This window comes from Streptomyces syringium (genome assembly GCF_017876625.1).
GTDB classification, from domain to species: Bacteria; Actinomycetota; Actinomycetes; order Streptomycetales; family Streptomycetaceae; genus Streptomyces; species Streptomyces syringius.
This window is the reverse complement of sequence record NZ_JAGIOH010000001.1, coordinates 5,461,146-5,477,135: the sequence shown is the minus strand read 5'-3', so window position 1 is coordinate 5,477,135 and position 15,990 is coordinate 5,461,146. Positions and strand designations below refer to the sequence as shown.

The 15,990-nt window shown below is 72.3% G+C and carries 18 protein-coding genes; 4 read left to right on the top strand and 14 right to left on the bottom strand.

From position 1 onward, the window contains the following. Positions 1-55 precede the first annotated feature (55 nt). Positions 56-262, bottom strand: a complete 207-nt coding sequence (locus JO379_RS24570) for a hypothetical protein (RefSeq protein ID WP_045933597.1) — start codon at positions 260-262, stop codon at positions 56-58. A gap of 406 nt (positions 263-668) precedes the next feature. Further along, positions 669-950 carry an acylphosphatase gene (locus JO379_RS24565; RefSeq protein ID WP_130880124.1) on the bottom strand — a complete coding sequence of 94 codons (282 nt, stop codon included), beginning with the start codon at positions 948-950 and terminating at the stop codon, positions 669-671. Positions 951-1,082: 132 nt separating this feature from the next. Between JO379_RS24565 and JO379_RS24560 the strand changes: the two genes are divergently transcribed. Then, positions 1,083-2,213: a CAP domain-containing protein gene (locus JO379_RS24560; protein ID WP_209517012.1), complete on the top strand. Its 1,131-nt coding sequence runs from the start codon at positions 1,083-1,085 to the stop codon at positions 2,211-2,213. 138 nt (positions 2,214-2,351) lie between these two features. Here JO379_RS24560 and JO379_RS24555 read toward each other — a convergent pair whose 3' ends face one another. The 10 genes from JO379_RS24555 to JO379_RS24510 all read right to left on the bottom strand — a co-directional run bounded on the left by JO379_RS24555 (position 2,352) and on the right by JO379_RS24510 (position 12,575). Continuing rightward, the gene (locus tag JO379_RS24555) at positions 2,352-2,936 is read right to left on the bottom strand and encodes a flavodoxin family protein (RefSeq protein ID WP_130880122.1); all 585 of its coding nucleotides are present in this window, start codon (positions 2,934-2,936) and stop codon (positions 2,352-2,354) included. Between the two features lie 217 nt (positions 2,937-3,153). Further along, a complete protein-coding gene (mutM, locus tag JO379_RS24550; protein WP_130880121.1) occupies positions 3,154-4,053 on the bottom strand; it encodes a bifunctional DNA-formamidopyrimidine glycosylase/DNA-(apurinic or apyrimidinic site) lyase in 900 nt (299 codons plus the stop codon). A gap of 131 nt (positions 4,054-4,184) precedes the next feature. Further along, positions 4,185-5,030 (bottom strand): ribonuclease III, encoded by an 846-nt coding sequence (rnc, locus tag JO379_RS24545; protein ID WP_130880120.1) that lies wholly within the window; start codon positions 5,028-5,030, stop codon positions 4,185-4,187. Positions 5,031-5,049: 19 nt separating this feature from the next. Continuing rightward, complete coding sequence (gene rpmF / locus JO379_RS24540; RefSeq protein WP_030087884.1) at positions 5,050-5,223, bottom strand: 50S ribosomal protein L32; 174 nt, start codon at positions 5,221-5,223, stop codon at positions 5,050-5,052. A 2-nt stretch (positions 5,224-5,225) separates the two neighbouring features. Continuing rightward, complete coding sequence (locus tag JO379_RS24535; RefSeq protein WP_209517010.1) at positions 5,226-5,819, bottom strand: YceD family protein; 594 nt, start codon at positions 5,817-5,819, stop codon at positions 5,226-5,228. 273 nt (positions 5,820-6,092) lie between these two features. After that, positions 6,093-7,181, bottom strand: a complete 1,089-nt coding sequence (locus JO379_RS24530) for a F0F1 ATP synthase subunit B (protein ID WP_130880335.1) — start codon at positions 7,179-7,181, stop codon at positions 6,093-6,095. Between the two features lie 111 nt (positions 7,182-7,292). Next, positions 7,293-7,772 carry a pantetheine-phosphate adenylyltransferase gene (gene coaD / locus JO379_RS24525; protein WP_207304002.1) on the bottom strand — a complete coding sequence of 160 codons (480 nt, stop codon included), beginning with the start codon at positions 7,770-7,772 and terminating at the stop codon, positions 7,293-7,295. 26 nt (positions 7,773-7,798) lie between these two features. Continuing rightward, positions 7,799-8,398, bottom strand: coding sequence for a 16S rRNA (guanine(966)-N(2))-methyltransferase RsmD (gene rsmD / locus JO379_RS24520; protein WP_130880118.1), 600 nt, complete (start codon positions 8,396-8,398; stop codon positions 7,799-7,801). Positions 8,399-8,603: 205 nt separating this feature from the next. Beyond that, on the bottom strand, positions 8,604-10,820 hold the full coding sequence (gene recG, locus JO379_RS24515) for an ATP-dependent DNA helicase RecG (RefSeq protein WP_209517008.1): 2,217 nt from the start codon (positions 10,818-10,820) through the stop codon (positions 8,604-8,606). Between the two features lie 93 nt (positions 10,821-10,913). Further along, positions 10,914-12,575, bottom strand: a complete 1,662-nt coding sequence (locus JO379_RS24510; RefSeq protein WP_307842120.1) for a DAK2 domain-containing protein — start codon at positions 12,573-12,575, stop codon at positions 10,914-10,916. 335 nt (positions 12,576-12,910) lie between these two features. Between JO379_RS24510 and rpmB the strand changes: the two genes are divergently transcribed. Continuing rightward, on the top strand, positions 12,911-13,096 hold the full coding sequence (gene rpmB, locus JO379_RS24505; RefSeq protein ID WP_078645170.1) for a 50S ribosomal protein L28: 186 nt from the start codon (positions 12,911-12,913) through the stop codon (positions 13,094-13,096). A 175-nt stretch (positions 13,097-13,271) separates the two neighbouring features. Here the strand turns inward: rpmB and thiD are convergent, their stop codons facing one another. Both thiD and JO379_RS24495 read right to left on the bottom strand, forming a co-directional pair. After that, entirely contained in the window at positions 13,272-14,072 is an 801-nt protein-coding gene (thiD, locus tag JO379_RS24500) for a bifunctional hydroxymethylpyrimidine kinase/phosphomethylpyrimidine kinase (protein ID WP_130880115.1), read from the bottom strand. A gap of 27 nt (positions 14,073-14,099) precedes the next feature. After that, complete coding sequence (locus JO379_RS24495) at positions 14,100-15,071, bottom strand: thiamine-phosphate kinase (RefSeq protein ID WP_130880114.1); 972 nt, start codon at positions 15,069-15,071, stop codon at positions 14,100-14,102. 146 nt (positions 15,072-15,217) lie between these two features. On the opposite strand from JO379_RS24495, the gene JO379_RS24490 reads away from it, so the two are divergent. Further along, a complete protein-coding gene (locus tag JO379_RS24490; RefSeq protein ID WP_130880113.1) occupies positions 15,218-15,451 on the top strand; it encodes an Lrp/AsnC family transcriptional regulator in 234 nt (77 codons plus the stop codon). A gap of 20 nt (positions 15,452-15,471) precedes the next feature. Beyond that, positions 15,472-15,975 (top strand): DUF3515 domain-containing protein, encoded by a 504-nt coding sequence (locus JO379_RS24485; protein ID WP_209517006.1) that lies wholly within the window; start codon positions 15,472-15,474, stop codon positions 15,973-15,975. The last annotated feature ends 15 nt before the right edge of the window (positions 15,976-15,990 follow it).

Genomic DNA, 15,990 nt, shown 5'->3' with positions numbered 1-15,990 from the left:
ATCACAAGCGGCTGACAGTGCAGCCTGACCGGGCCCCCGGAGGAAGGGCGTGGGGTCAGGCGAGCGCAGGCTCCGCCTGGGGTACGTCGATGCTGTCGAGCAACGAGTCGCCGTGGTGCGCGGCGGCGGACAGTGCGTCGTTCTCGGCCTGCATCCGAATGAGCTCGGATTCGAGGTCCTGGACACGCTGCTGAAGCCGTCGCATCTCGGAGAGGACTCGGGGGTCGGAGCCGCCGACGTAACCGAGAAGCGCCTTTGCCATGATGGATGGTCCTCCACACTGAGTGACCGACCGGAAGCGGTGTGGGTCGTGAGGGATTCGCACCCGCGGTGTCTGCCATCAGCTACTGCGGTGTTCAATGGCCAAACAGCTAAGGTGCGCGGGGCTTCCAGAGTCTCACCAAAAGGTTTGACGGTCAACACGATCACACCCCGTATCCACGGGCGTCCCAGGGGTGCGCGGCGGCGAATGCGCGGCGCTTTCCTCTCCCGGGGCCCGAGGGGGCGTGGAGATCATCCGTTGAGTTGCAGCCTTCCACGACGGGGCCGAGTTGGCAACCATCAGGCAATTTCTGCCGAGCGAATATGCCAGCGGCATATGAATACGACTTCCATGCCCCGCCAAATCTCTCCGCTTCCCCCCGCAAACCGCTTTCCGGGCCGTCCGGTCAGCGGATCTCGAAGCCGTCATAACCACCCTTGGGTGTGGCCCAGATCTCGGTGACGCCGTCCACGCGCCCGGGCGTGTCCCCGTCCCGGAGCCAATCGAGCAGTCGTTCGCACCGGTCGCGCGGCCCCTCCGCGACCACCTGGACGCGCCCGTCGTCGAGATTCGAGGCAAAGCCGATCAGATTACCGATACCCAGAGCGTTCTCCCGCGTGAACCATCGGAAGCCGACACCCTGCACATGACCACGAACCCAGGCGGTAAGACGGACATTCTCGTTCATGTCTGCACGTTAACCGGGCAATTGCGCAGGTAGCACCTCGGCCCCCCATGTCTTGGCGTACAGTCGCCGCTCGTTAAGACTCCGCCGTACGAGTGACGCACGATGACGCCGAGCACGTAAGGAAGGCAGCGGATGGGTCGCCATCGACGCTCTGCCCCCGAGACCTCCGACGACACGGCCGCGATTTCCCAGGCAGCCGGAGCGCCCCCGACGAGCGAGTCGACCGAACGCAGCGATCCCCCGAACACACCGGCGCGGCAGTCCGCCAAACCCTTCCCGGCGAACTCCCGCAGCCCCTTCGGCGCGTCCGTCCCCGCGGCCGGCACGGGACGGCACCGCAGTCCCCGCCGGGGGGCCCGGAGCAGGGCGAAGGGGCCCGTGCGGACGGGGCTGCTCGGCGCCTCCGCCGCGATGGCGATGGGCGCGGTGGTGGTGGCCTCCGGGCTGCTGCCGGGCGGCAGCGACACCTACACGCTCAACAGCGGCACCGGCAGCGAGAGCACCCGGGGCCGGTTCGAGGTGGAGGAGCCGCCCGAGCCCGATCTGCCGCCCGACTTCGGCGACGACCTGCCCCGCGATCTCCTCACCCAGCGCCCCCGGCCACTGGAGCCCCGGGAGCCCGACGAGCGGGAGTGGTTCCCCGCGCACCGGGAGGCCGCGCCGTCGCACACGCCCTCGGCGGCCCCGTGGCGGGAGCCCGGGGCCGAGCCGTCCGCCACGCCGTCGCCCCGGGAGACCGGCGCCGGCGCCGATCCCCGTGGCGGCACGGCGGCGCCGCCGGAAGCCGCCCGGACCACCGCGGCGCCGTCGGCCCCGCCCCCTTCGTCCGCGCCGCCCCGGGCCGCTGCCCCTCCGGCGCCGGACGCGGCCCAGGTGGCGCTTCCCCGGGCCTCGGTCGCGGCCCATCTGCTCGCGCTGGTCAACCGGGAGCGGGTGCGGGCGGGCCGCCCCCCGGTGCGCGCCGACGCCCGACTGGCCCGGCTCGCCCAGGACTTCAGCGAGGACATGGCCAGGCGGGGCTTCTTCGCCCACACCGACCCGGACGGCCGGACCCCCTGGGACCGGGCCGCCAAGCGCGGCATCACCACCCTCGGCGGCGAGAACATCGCCCGCGGCCACAGCGACGCCGAGGCCGTGATGGAGGCCTGGATGCGCAGCCCCGGCCACCGGCGGAACATCCTGAACGGCGACTACCGGACGATCGGCATCGGTATGCACGCCGGCCCGGGGGGTCCGTGGTGGACACAGGAATTCGGCTACTGAGGGCTCACTGAGGGCTTTGAGGGGCGCGCCCGACTTGCCGTCACCGGGCGCCCGTTGAACGCCGTCGGCCGCCGCGGGCCGGGAGGGATCCCGGTCCGCGGCGGCCGACGTCATCGTTCAACAGACGCGTGGCACCGGTCAGACGGCCGCGCGGCCCGCGACGTAGATCCGGGTCTGCTCGGCGATGCGGCGGCCGAGGTGCTCGGCGGTCGCTATGTCGGCCTTGTGGACGCCGTCCGGACCCTGGTCGGTGTCGGTCTGGGCGCCGGCGCCGAGGTAGAAGCCGAGGCGGTTGAGGTCGTTCTCGGAACCCGTGGAGCTGCACCAGCCGGGCGACAGGTTCAGACCGACCCAGTGCATGCCGTGCTGGGCGGCGAGGACCGTGAAGAACTGGAGGGTGTGCAGCTTGTCGCCGCTCTTGGAGCCGGAGTTGCTGAAGCCGGCCGCGATCTTGTTCTGCCAGGCGCGGGTCGCCCAGCGCCTGGACGTGGCCTCGGCGAAGACATGGAAGGCGCCGGAGGCGGTGCCCATGTAGGTGGGCGAGCCGAAGATGATCGCGTCGGAGGCATCGAGCAGCTCCCACTGCGCCTCGCTGATCTCGTCGACCTTGATGAGGTGGACGGTCGCACCGGTGTCGGCTGCGCCGGCCCGGACGGCCTCGGCGAGGACCGCGGTGTGGCCGTAGCCGGAGTGGTAGGCGATGGAAACGACGGGCGTGGTCACTGCGGGCTCCTCGGGAGGGGGGACGAGCGGTGCGATGGCCTAAAAAAGCACTAATTTTCGGAAAACGCAATCCTGTGCGCGAGCTGCGGCGGCACGCTCATCGAGCTGGTGGAGGAGCGCGTGCCGGAGGTGCTGGTGGCGCGGGAGCGGTACGAGGCGGTCCACGCCGAGGGCCGAGACCGGCCGGACGCTGGGACCGGAGGGGCCCCGGGCCGTTCTAGGACACGCGCGGCGGGCGCTGGCAGCGCGGGCAGAAGTAGCTGGACCGGTTCATCCACGGCCGCCGGCGCATGGCCGTGCCACAGCGGCGGCAGGGCTCGTCCTCGCGTCCGTACGCGTCCAACGACCGGTCGAAGTAGCCGGATTCGCCGTTCACATTGACGTAGAGGCTGTCGAAACTGGTGCCGCCGACGGCGAGAGCCGCGTGCATGACGTCGCGGATGTGGGTGAGCAGCTCGGCGCTGCGCGGGCGGGTCAGGGTCGCGGTGGGGCGGTCGTAGTGCAGCCGGGCGCGCCACAGCGCCTCGTCGGCGTAGATGTTGCCCACGCCGCTGATCAGCGACTGGTCCAGCAGGGCGCGCTTGACGGTCGTACGGCGGCGGCGCAGCGCCGCGTGGAAGGCGTCCTCGTCGAAGGCGGGGTCGAGGGGATCGCGGGCGATGTGCGCGATGACGTCGGGCAGCCCGTCGGGGTCGCCGGGGACGGTGTCGTGCAGCGACAGGCCGCCGAAGGTGCGCTGGTCGACGAAGCGCAGCTCGGTGCCGTTCGCATCGGCGAAGCGGACGCGGATGCGCAGGTGTTTTTCGTCGAGCGCGTCGTGCGGCTGGACGAGGAGCTGGCCACTCATGCCGAGATGGGCGAGGACGGCCCGGTCGGGAGCGGCCCGGTCAGGCGTCCCGGCGGAGGTCTCGGCTTCGAGGGGCAGCCAGAGGTACTTGCCCCGGCGTCGGGCGGTGCCGAGCCGGCGCCCGCGCAGCTGCGCGGCGAAGTCCTCGGGTCCGGCGAGGTGACGGCGGATCGCGCGGGGGTGCAGCACGGCCACGTCCGCGACCGTGCGGTCACGGACCCAGCGCTCCAGCCCGCGCCGTACGACCTCGACCTCGGGCAACTCGGGCACGATGCTCCTTGGGAGGGTTCGCCGGGATTCGCCGGGATGTCGGCCCCCGCGCCGCTGCCGCGGCTGCCGGCCGGGCCCGGGTGACCGGGCCCGGCCGGCAGCCGGGGTGCGGGGCGTCGCGGGGCGGCGCTTCAGTGCGAAGCGCCCTGCGCGCCGTCCGTGGCGGGCTCGGCCGCCACACCGTCGGCGGGCGTCTCGTCCGCCGGGGCGGGGGCGGCTTCCGCCGCCGCCCGGGCGGCCGAGGCGCGAGCCTCCGCCGCTCCGTGGATGGCGCGCCAGGCGGATTCCGCCGCCTGCTGCTCCGCTTCCTTCTTGCTGCGGCCGGTGCCGGTGCCGTACGCGACACCACCGACGCGGGCAGCAGCCGTGAAGGTCTTCTCGTGGTCGGGACCCGTCTCGGAGACCAGGTATTCGGGAACGCCCAGCCCCTCCGTCGCGGTCAGCTCCTGGAGGCTGGTCTTCCAGTCCAGGCCGGCCCCGAGGTTCGAGGACTTCTCGATCAGCGGGTCGAAGAGCCGGTGCACCAGTTCGGCGGCGGCTTCGAGGCCCTGGTCGAGATAGACCGCACCGATCACCGCTTCCAGGGTGTCGGCGAGGATGGACGCCTTGTCCCGGCCGCCCGTGCCCTCTTCACCGCGGCCGAGCCGGATGAAGGAACCGAGTTCAAGGCCGCGACCGACCTCCGCCAGCGCACGCGAGTTGACCACCGCGGCCCGCAGCTTGGCCAGCTGGCCTTCGGGCAGATCGGGGTGGATGCGGTACAGCGTGTCCGTGACCACCAGGCCGAGCACGGAATCCCCGAGGAATTCCAGCCGCTCGTTGGTGGGCAGACCGCCGTTCTCGTATGCGAAGGAACGGTGGGTCAGTGCACGCACCAGAAGGGCGGTCTCGAGTCTGTACCCGAGCCGCCCTTCCAGAAGCGTGTGAGACGAGGCCGTGTCCGCCGGCGCCTTCTTCGGCGTAATGGCGTCTGACATGAAGCCTGTCACCCGCCGATCAGACCTCGAGGACCTGGCGCTTGTTGTAGGTGCCGCAGCTGGGGCACGCGATGTGCTGCAGCTTCGGCTCGTGGCAGCTAGCGCATGCCACCAGGGTGGGGACCGCAGCCTTCCACTGCGACCGGCGGTGGCGCGTGTTGCTGCGCGACATCTTCCGCTTCGGAACAGCCACGGCTACTTCTCCTGTGAGTCATCCCCGCCGGAGCGGGGTGCGTTGTCCATCTCGCCGTCCTGGTTGGACCCGGCGAGGCCCTGCAGTGCCGCCCAACGAATGTCGACGGACTCGTGGTGGTGGTCCAGGTCGTCCGCCAGTCGCGTGCCGCACTCGGCGCACAGACCCGGGCAGTCTTCCTGGCACACCGGCTGCAGCGGCAGTGCGAGCACCACCGCGTCACGCAGCACGGGTTCGAGGTCGAACAGGTCGCCCTCGAGGAAGAGCATGTCCTCCTCTTCCTCGGCGTCGTCGCCGGTGTCCGCGGGGCGGCTCCGGTCGTCGGCGTCGGGGTAGGAGAACATCTCCTGGAAGTCCACTTCGAGCTCACGCCCGAGCGGCTCCAGACACCTTACGCACTCCCCTGTCAGCGGTGCACGGGCGGTGCCTGTGACAAGCACCCCTTCCATGACCGACTCCAGTCGGAGGTCGAGCTCCACGGTCGCGCCCTCGGCGACCCCGATGACCTCGATGCCGAGGTCCTGGGGGGCCGGAATGGAGCGGGAGACCCTCTTCAGCGCACCGGGACGCCGACCCAGCTCGCGTGTGTCGAACACGAGAGGGGCACGGTGATCGAGGCGGGTGTTCAGGGCTTCCTGCTTTCTACACTGCGGCGACGGCGGCCCGACGCTGAATGCGCTGAGGGCAGCCGAGATCGCGAACGTACACGCGACCGAAGAGCCAGGATACTGGACGGGCCGCCGTAGACCCAATCCGCACCTATGGGGAGCGGTCGGGCCGCCGACGGGCGGCACCCGGTCCGGGCCAGGTCAGACCTGGCGGACGGAACCGGTCCGGTTTCACCCTACGGGGGACACCGCGGCGTTACGTCAGCGGCCCTGCTCGTAGCGCCGGAGCTGATCGAGGTCGATCATGCTCGTGTCGAAGAGGCTCGTCTCGTCGAGCGAGCCACCGCCCTGCTGCGCCGCCGTCGGCTGCGGCGACGCCTGCGCGGGCACGTATCCGCCGTGCGGGCCGTAGCCGCCCTGGCTTCCCTGGTCGAGCCCCTGCCCGCCGTCGTGGGGGGCCCAGGCGTAGGGGTCCTGCTGGTAGCCGCCGTGGGCCGCGTACGGGTCGGCCTGGTGGGTGTAGTGCTGCTGGTACTCGTACGGGTCCTGCTGGGCGTAGCCGCCCACGGGCGCGTAGTAGTCCTGCTGGGGCGGCGCCGGGGGCGGGACGGCCGGCCCCTGGGGGGCGGCCAGCTCGGAGAGGAAGTCGGCGTCGCTGGTGTGGTGGCCGCCGGGAAGGCTGTCCTGGGCGGCCATGTGGGCGCCCAGCTCGTCGGCCGGCCGGGCGCCGAGCAGCTTCTCGCGGCCCTTGCCCACGGCTTCGAGCGTCTTGGCCAGCACCGCGGCGACCGCGCCGAGCTTGGCGTCCACGTAGGCGTCGGCGTTCATCCGCTGGGTCTGGGGGTCGGCGCTGCGCTCGGGGGCGTCCTCGGCCAGGCCGCCGGAGGAGCCGTAGCCGGTGTCGTCCGCGTGACCGAGCAGCTTCTCGCGGCCCCGGTCGACGGAACCGATGGTCTTGGTGAGGACGACCTCGAAGTTGGCGAGCTTGCTGTCGACGTAGTCGTCGGCTTCCGCCCGGATCTCGTCGGCCTCCCGGCGGGCCTCCGCGAGGATGCGGTCGGCCTCCTCCTGGGACTGCCGGGCGACCTCGGTGTCGGAGATCAGCGAGCCGCGGTGGGCGCGCGCGGACTCGATGATCCGCTCGGCCTCCTCGCGCGCGTCCGCGACGAGCTGCTCCCGGCCGCCGATCAGCTCCCGGGCCTGGGCGAGGGAGCCGGGCAGGGCGGCCCGCACCTCTTCGAGCAGGGCGAGCAGCTCGGCCCGGTTGACCACACAGGAGGCCGACATGGGCATGGACCGGGCGCCGGAGACGGTCGCGACGATCTCGTCGAGCTTCTTCTGCACGTCCACCTTGGCGCTCGCCACTCTCTTTTGACGGATGGGCACGAACGGGGACGACTGTACGGCCAGTGGCCCCCGCTCGACACCCGATGACAGTCCGTCGGTGGTGCGGCCGGTGTGTCAGCGCTGGGCGAGCCGCTCGGTGAGGGATTCCAGCACCAGCGGCGGCACCAGATGGGAGACGTCGCCGCCCCATGCCGCCACCTCTTTGACGAGGCTGGAGGAGAGGAAGCTGTAGGTGGGGTTGGTGGGGACGAAGAGGGTCTCCACGCCCGAGAGCCCGTTGTTCATCTGGGCCATCTGCAGCTCGTAGTCGAAATCGCTCACCGCCCGCAGCCCCTTGACGATGGCGGGGATCTCACGCTGCTTGCAGAAGTCCACGAGCAGACCGTGGAAGGACTCCACCCGCACATTGCCGTATTCGGCGGTGACCTGTCGGAGCAGCTCTATCCGCTCCTCGACGGTGAACAGGCCCTTCTTCGACTGGTTCACCATCACTGCGACGTGCACGACGTCGTACAGCCTGGAAGCTCGGGCGATGATGTCGAGATGTCCATTGGTGACGGGGTCGAACGACCCCGGACAGACGGCGCGGCGCAACGGTGGTTCCTCGCTCTCCGGTCCATTCATGACGTGCACGGAGCCGGGTCGGCGGTGCGCGTCGAGGCGGCGCGACCGTACCAAAGCGTCCCCTCCCCGTAGCGACGGGCCCTCAGGGGCTCGAAACCGTCCGGCCAGGGGAATTCCCCTCCCCTGGTGCTTCTCTCCACAGTGACCAGCGCGTCGTCCGCGAGCCACCCCCGGGTGCGCAGTGTGAGGAGGATCTCGCACAGTTCGGCGTCGGTGACGGCGTAGGGCGGGTCGAGGAAGACCACGTCGTACGGGCTCTGCGGCGCGGCACCGGCGACGACCTGCTCGGCCTTGCCGCTGCGGACCTCGGCGCCGGGCAGGCCGACCGCGCGGACGTTGTCCCGGATGGTGCGCACCGCACGGGCGTCGGCCTCGACCAGCAGGGTGTGCTCGGCGCCCCGCGAGAGCGCCTCCAGGCCGACGGCGCCCGAGCCGCCGTAGAGGTCCAGGACCCGGCTGCCCTCCAGGGTGCCGTGCAGCGACTCCCAGGTGGAGAACAGGCCCTCGCGCGCCCGGTCGGAGGTCGGGCGGGTGCCGTTGCCGGGCGGTACGGCCAGGCGGCGTCCGCCGGCGGTGCCGGCGATCACGCGGGTCATGGGGCTTTCGGTCCTTCACGGGTCGGGGGTGGTGGGGCCGGTGGGTGCCGGGCCGCCGCTGTGGACGGCGGGCCCCGCCCCCTCAGCCTAGGGCGTCGGTGGCGCCCCGGCCCTGCCCGGTGACCCGGACGCGGGCGACGGCTGCCCCTCGGTCCGTGCCGTCCCCGGTCCGTCCGGTCCGGACGGACCGGCCGGTCCGTTCGGGTCAGCCCTTGTCGAGATAGCGCTCCCGCTCCTTGTCCAGCAGGGCGTCCAACGCGGTGCGCAGCTCGGGCAGTCGCTCCAGCTCGGGGTCGGCGGTGACGATCGCGGTGGCCTCCTCGCGGGCGGCGGCGATGACCTCCTCGTCGTCGATGACGGTGAGCATCCGCAGCGACGAGCGGACGCCCGACTGCGCCTGGCCGAGCACATCGCCCTCGCGGCGCTGCTCCAGGTCGATGCGGGACAGCTCGAAGCCGTCCAGTGTGCCGGCGACGGCGGCCAGCCGGGCCCGCGCGGGGCTCGCCTCGGACGCCTCGCTGACCAGCAGACAGAGCCCGGGGGCGGAGCCACGGCCGACGCGGCCGCGCAGCTGGTGCAGCTGGGAGACGCCGAACCGGTCCGCGTCCATGATCACCATGACGGTGGAGTTGGGGACGTTCACCCCGACCTCGATGACGGTCGTCGCCACCAGGACGTCCACCTCGCCCGCGGCGAAGCGGCGCATGACGTCGTCCTTCGCCTCGGGCTGCATCCGCCCGTGCAGCACCTCCACGCGCAGCCCGCCGAGCGGCCCCTCGGCGAGCTGCTCGGCGATGTCGAGGACCGCGAGCGGCGGTCGCTTCTCCGCCTCCGGCTCCTCGGCCGCCTTCTTCTTCGGGGTGTCGCCCTCGCCCTGCGGCTCCTCCCCCAGGGTGTCGCCGATGCGCGGACACACCACGTACGCCTGGTGTCCGCCTTCGACCTCCTCGCGCACCCGCTCCCAGGTGCGCGCCAGGAAGTGCGGCTTGTCCTTGGCGGGCACGACGTGGGTGGCGATGGGCGAGCGGCCGGCGGGGAGCTGGTCGAGGACCGAGGTCTCCAGGTCGCCGAAGACGGTCATGGCGACGGTCCGCGGGATCGGGGTCGCGGTCATCACCAGCAGGTGCGGGGGTTGCTTGCCCTTGGAGCGCAGGGCGTCGCGCTGTTCGACGCCGAACCGGTGCTGCTCGTCCACGACCACCAGGCCGAGGTCGTGGAACTGGACCTTGTCCTCGATCAGGGCGTGGGTGCCGATGACGATCCCGGCCTCGCCGGTGACGAGGTCGAGCAGCGCGTGCCGGCGCGCTGCCGCGCCCATGGAGCCGGTGAGCAGCACCACCTTGGTGCCCTGCTCGGCGCCGCCGAGCATGCCGCCCTCGGCCAGCTCGCCCATCATCTCGGTGATCGACCGGTGGTGCTGCTGGGCGAGCACCTCGGTGGGGGCGAGCATCGCGGCCTGGCCGCCGGCGTCCACGACGCCGAGCATGGCGCGCAGGGCGACCATCGTCTTGCCCGAGCCGACCTCGCCCTGGAGCAGGCGGTGCATGGGGTGCTCGGTGGCCAGGTCGTCGAAGATCTCCGCCGAGACCGTCCGCTGTCCGTCGGTCAGCGTGAAGGGCAGCTTCGCGTCGAAGGCGTCGAGCAGTCCGCCCGCCACGGGCTTGCGGGCCACGGCCGGCAGCTGGGCGTCGGTGTGGCGGCGGCGGGCGAGGGCGACCTGGAGCACGAAGGCCTCGTCCCACTTCAGCCGGGCCCGGGCGTCCTCGATGTCGGCCTTCGAGGCCGGCCGGTGGACCTTGCGGAACGCGTCCGCGAGGGGGGCGAGGCCGCGGCCGTCGCGCAGCGCGGGGGGCAGCGGGTCGACGATGCCCTGCCAGCCGTCCGCCTCGAAGAGGTCCAGCAGGGTGTCGACGGCCTTGGTGAGCTTCCAGGACTGGAACTGCTTGCACGCCGGGTAGATCGGCAGCAGCCGCCCAGCGAAGGACTCGGCGGCGGCCGCGCCGCTCTCGCGGTCCAGGAGTTCGTAGTCGGGGTGGAGCAGCTGCCGGGTGCGGTTGAAGACCGAGACCTTGCCCGCGAACATGCCGCGGCGGCCGGGCAGCAGCTCCTTCTCCCGCGCGTAGGCGCCGCGGCCGAAGAAGACCAGGGTCAGCGAGCCGCTGCCGTCGGTGACCACGACCTCCAGGCGGACGCCCTTGCCGTGGTTGAAGGTCTTCATGGCGGCCTTGGCCACCTGGGCGACGACCGTGGCGTGCTCGTCGAGCGGCAGATCGGCGAGCCGGGTCAGCTCGCCGCGCTCGGCGTAGCGGCGCGGGTAGTGGTGCAGCAGGTCGCCGACGGTGTGCAGGTCGAGGTGCTCGGCCATCACCTTCGCGGTGTTGCCGCCGAGGATCTTTTTCAGGGGTTCATCGAGCGCGGGCACGCGACCATTGGACACCACCGCACTGACATCGTGGTGGCACGCCCGGGGAGCCGGGAGGTCCGGGGTGTCGCGCCCGTGCTCGTCGGGGCCGGCTCACTCCACCCCGACGATCAGGGGCGCGGACTGCTGTCCGCCCCGGTAGACCACTGTGTCCACGGCCAGGTGCCCGCCGCGTACGTGCCGTTCCAGGCGGTCCGCGACGGTGTCGGGGACGTCCGCGCCGAGGACGAGGGTGACCATCTCGCCGCCCGCCGCGAGCATGCGGTCGAGGACGGTCTCGGCGGTGGCGGCCAGTTCGGCGCCGATGACGGCCACGTCGCCGTCGATCAGGCCGAGCACGTCCCCGGCCTGGCAGACGCCGGCCATGGTCCAGGACTGTCGTTCGGCGACGGCCAGTTCGGCGTAGCGGGTGGCGCCGGCGGCCGCGGTCATGGCCACGACGTCCTCGTCGAAGCGCCGGCCGGGTTCGTGGACGGCGAGGGCGGCGATGCCCTGGACCGGTGAGCGGGTGGGGATGAGGGCGACGCGGACGCCCTCGGCGCGTGCCTGCTCGGCGGCCGCGGCGGCGGTCTGCCGCAGTTCCGCGTCGTTGGGCAGCAGGACCACCTCGCGCGCGTGGGCGCGGCGGATCGCCTCGACGAGTTCCTCGCCGGCGGGCTGCTGCCCGGGCCGGGTCGCGACGACCGTGGCCCCGGCCTCGGTGCACAGCCCGGCCAGTCCCTCGCCGGGCACGACCGCGACGACGGCCCGCTGGGCGCGCTCGCGGGTGCGCGTCCGTTCCTCCTGGGCCGCACCGAAGTGGGTGATCCGGATCCGGTAGGGCCGGCCGGCCTCGACGCCGGCCTCCACGGCGGCTCCTGCGTCGTCGACGTGCACATGGACGTTCCACAGCCCGTCGCCGCCGACGACGACGAGCGATTCGCCGAGGGCGTCGAGCCGGGTGCGCAGCCGTGCGACGGCGGTGTCGTCCGCCTCCAGCAGGTAGATCACCTCGTAGGAGGGTTCGGCGCCGCCCGCGAGGTCGGCGGGGCAGCTCTCGGTCCGCCACGCGCGCGTGGCGGGCGTCTCGGGGGCGGCGGCGTCCTGGGAGGGCTGCCCGGCCCTCTCCCCCGCCAGCGCCCGCGTGAGCGCGCCCAGCACCTCGACCAGGCCGAGTCCGCCCGCGTCCACGACCCCGGCCCGGCCGAGGACCTCCAGCTGGCCGGGGGTGGCCGCGAGGGCGGTGCGGGCCGCCTCGTACGCGGCGCGGGCCACGGCGGCGGCGCCGCCCGGGGCGGTCGCGGCCCCGTCGGCGGCGGCGGCCGCGACGGTCAGCACCGTGCCCTCCACGGGCCGGGCCACTCCCTCGTACGCGGCCTCCACCGCGCGCCGCAGGGCCCGCCGCAGCCGCTCTGCGTCGTCGGTGCCCGGTGCCGTCCCGGGGTCGCCGGTGAGGACCTCCGCCATGCCGCGCAGGAGCTGCGCGAGGATCGTCCCGGAATTGCCGCGGGCTCCTATCAGCGCGCCGTGCGCCATGGCCCGGACGGCGTCGGGGAAGGCGGGGGGCGAGGCGGGGTCCGTCGTGGCGTGGCCGTGGAAGACGTCGTCGACGGCCCGGGCGGCGGATTCGACGGTCAGGTAGAGGTTGGTGCCGGTGTCGCCGTCCGCGACCGGATAGACGTTGATCGCGTCGATCTCCTCGCGGGCCCGGCCGAGCGCGTCGAGTGCCAGGGCGCACCAGGCACGAACCGCGTCGGCGTCCAGGGTGTGCGACACCTGTGTCCTCCTCGGACTCCTGGGGGCTGTGGCAATGCTTGGGCAGGTTAGTCCGTGGGGTGGCCCGATGGGACCCTGACCAGCCCGGTCGGGGCCCTGACCGGCCGGGCCGGGGTCCCGCCGGGTCGCGGCGGGCGGCCCGGGGCGGCCGGGCGGATGCGGGAGCGTTCGTGGTAGTTTCGTTGAACAGGAGCGGCCGTTGTATGCTGCTCCGGTTGCCTGATGAGAATCAGGCCATCCCTTCCTGGCACTGCCGGTCATCGACTTCCTCAAGACTTCGATCTCGGCTTGCCGGGATTTCACCGTAAGAGCATCTGAAGTCTTTGGAGTGACCCGTGGCTGCCAACTGCGACGTCTGCGGCAAGGGGCCGGGCTTCGGCAACGCTATTTCGCACTCGCACCGCCGTACCCCCCGCCGTTGGAACCCCAACATCCAGCGGGTGCGTGCAGTGGTCGGGAGCACGCCGAAGCGGCTCAACGTCTGCACCTCGTGCATCAAGGCCGGCAAGGTCTCGCGCTAGCGAGTGGTCCTCCCCGCGCAAGCGGGGGTGAGCCGGTCTCGCAATGACGTTTACGTCGTGGCGCAGCCCCCTCCGGTTGCCTGAAATACCGGTCCATCTCACGATGGGCCGGTTTTTCGCATGTCCGGGGAGTTTTCCGTACGGAAGGCCCCCGTAGGGGCCCGCTCCTGGTCGTTCAGTTCCGGTGGTCCCGGAACCGCCACCCGTGGTCCACCGGTCCGATCCCGCCGCCGAGCGGGAAGCCGGCGGCGATGGCGCCGGTGACGTAGTCCTTGGCGTCGGCCACCGCCTCCGGCACCGAGCGTCCCTGTGCCAGTCGCGCCGCGATGGCGCTCGCCAGGGTGCAGCCGGTGCCGTGGGTGTGGCGGTTGTCGTGGCGCACGGCCCGCAGCCAGTGCTCCTCGGTGCCGTCGGTCAGCAGGTCGACGGCGTCGCCCGCCAGATGACCGCCCTTGATCAGCGCCCAGCGCGGGCCGTGGGAGAGCACCGCGTCCGCCGCCCGCCGCAGGTCGCTCTCCGTCCGCACGCGCACGCCGGTGAGCCAGGCGACCTCGTCGAGATTGGGGGTGGCGACCGTGGCGGCCGGCAGCAGTTTCGTGCGGACCGCGTCCAGCGCGGAGGCGGCGAGCAGCGCGTCGCCGTGCTTGGAGACGCCCACCGGGTCGACGACCACGGGGGCGTCGACCCCGGCGAGCAGCCCCGCGACGGTCTCCACCAGTTCCGCCGAGGCGAGCATGCCGGTCTTGACGGCCTGGACGCCGATGTCGTCGACGACGCTGCGGAACTGGGCCCGTACGGCCTCGGCCGGCAGCTCCCAGGCCCCCTGGACGCCCAAGGAGTTCTGGGCGGTGACGGCCGTGAGCACGCTCATGCCGTGCACGCCGAGCGCGAGCATCGTCTTCAGGTCGGCCTGGATGCCCGCACCGCCGCCGGAGTCGGAGCCGGCGACGGTCAGGACGCGTGGAGGTATGCCCATGGGGCCGAATCTACAGGCCCCCGTGCGCTACTCCTCGGGCTCCATGTCGCCGAAGTGGTCCCAGCCGCCCGCCTTGTCCCAGGGGGCGCCGTCGACGGTCACCTGCGGCAGGGCGGAGGGATTGACCACCTCTCCGATGACCTTCCAGCGGGCGGGGAGCTTCACGTCCGGCGGGAAGGTCGCCACGATGGCGTGGTCCTCTCCCCCGGTCAGCACCCACTGCAGCGGGTCGACGCCGACGGCCTGCCCGATGTCGGACATCTGCGTCGGTACGTCGATCGCGGCCGTGCGCAGATCGATACGGACCTTGCTGGCCTCGGCGATGTGCCCGAGGTCGGCGATGAGGCCGTCACTGATGTCGGTCATCGCGGTGGCGCCGAGGGAGGCCGCCGCGGGACCGGCGTGGTACGGCGGCTCGGGCCGCCGGTGGGCCTCGACGAAGGCCCGCGGGGAGCGGAAACCGCGGGAGAGCACCGCGTGCCCGGCCGCGGACCAGCCCAGCCAGCCCGTGACGGCGACGACGTCGCCCGCCTGGGCACCGGACCGGGTGACCGGCTCGTGGTTGCGCAGATCGCCCAGCGCCGTGATGGCGACGGTGATCGTCTCGCCCCGCACCACGTCCCCGCCGACCACGGCGGCACCCGCGACCTGGCACTCGTCGCGGATGCCGTCCATCAGCTCGGTCGGCCAGGTGACGGGAAGTTCGGCGGGCACGACGAGGCCGAGCAGGATCGCGGTGGGCACCGCGCCCATGGCGGCGATGTCGGCGAGGTTCTGCGCCGCGGCCTTGCGCCCGACGTCGTACGCGGTGGACCAGTCGCGGCGGAAGTGCCGCCCCTCCAGGAGTACGTCCGTGCTGGCCACGACCCTCCGGTCGGGGGCTGCGACCACCGCGGCGTCGTCACCCGGCCCGAGTCGGACCGCCGGGGTGGTGGTGAGCCGGGACGTAAGCTCTCTGATGAGCCCGAACTCCCCCAACTCGCCCACGGTGCCTTTCACTGAGCTCCTCCTCGGAGTGTCGGTTGCCCTGTTCGTGACGTGTTCCGCGCCGCGCAGGCCGCGCGGGTCTCCCCGCACCGTGCGACGACGCGGTACCGTGGCGTCTCTTCTCCCCACATGATCCTCGAAGCCGCCCTGGAGGTTCCGTGGTACAGGCGTACATCCTGATCCAGACCGAGGTCGGCAAAGCGTCGACCGTGGCCGAAGTCATCGCCAAGATCCCGGGGGTGATCCAGGCCGAGGACGTGACCGGACCCTACGACGTCATCGTGCGCGCCCAGGCCGACACCGTGGACGAACTCGGCCGGATGGTGGTCGCGAAGGTGCAGCAGGTGGACGGCATCACCCGCACACTGACCTGCCCGGTCGTCCATCTGTAGCTCCCCCGTATGCTCGGCCGGTGAAGTCTTTACTCCGCCGGCCCCTCGGCCTGTCCGCTGTCGCCGTGCTGTGCGCGGCCGTTGGCTGCTCATCCACGGACGACGCGGCGGGCCTGGTGGTTCCCACGCCGTCGGCGCGGGAGGCCCAGCTCTGCCGGGCTCTGCACGAGGAACTGCCCGAGGCCGTGGACGGGCACCGGCGGCGTACCACTGAACCCGTCTCGGACTTCACGGCCGCGTGGGGCACGCCCGCGATCGCCCTGCGGTGCGGGGTGGGCCGCCCCAAGATCCTTACGTCCGGCTCCGAACACTACAACCCCGCCGCGGACTCGGTGGAGATCAATGGCGTGGAGTGGCTGCCGGAGAAACAGCCGGACGGCAGCGTCCGCTGCACGACCACACTGCGGGCGGCGTGGGTGGAGGTCACCCTGCCGAAGAAATACGTCGGCGACGCCGGCGACATCAGTGCGCTCACCGATTTCGCCGACGCCGTCAAGAAGACGATTCCCGAGGGCGTCGTCTGAGAAGCGGGACCAGCG

Excerpts from the sequence above, each read along its gene's own strand:
- JO379_RS24570 (WP_045933597.1), bottom strand. The coding sequence starts at position 262 with ATGGCAAAGGCGCTTCTCGGTTACGTCGGCGGCTCCGACCCCCGAGTC.
- JO379_RS24565 (WP_130880124.1), bottom strand. The coding sequence starts at position 950 with ATGAACGAGAATGTCCGTCTTACCGCCTGGGTTCGTGGTCATGTGCAG.
- JO379_RS24560 (WP_209517012.1), top strand. The coding sequence starts at position 1,083 with ATGGGTCGCCATCGACGCTCTGCCCCCGAGACCTCCGACGACACGGCC.
- rnc (WP_130880120.1), bottom strand. The coding sequence starts at position 5,030 with ATGTCAGACGCCATTACGCCGAAGAAGGCGCCGGCGGACACGGCCTCG.
- rsmD (WP_130880118.1), bottom strand. The coding sequence starts at position 8,398 with ATGACCCGCGTGATCGCCGGCACCGCCGGCGGACGCCGCCTGGCCGTA.
- thiD (WP_130880115.1), bottom strand. The coding sequence starts at position 14,072 with ATGGGCATACCTCCACGCGTCCTGACCGTCGCCGGCTCCGACTCCGGC.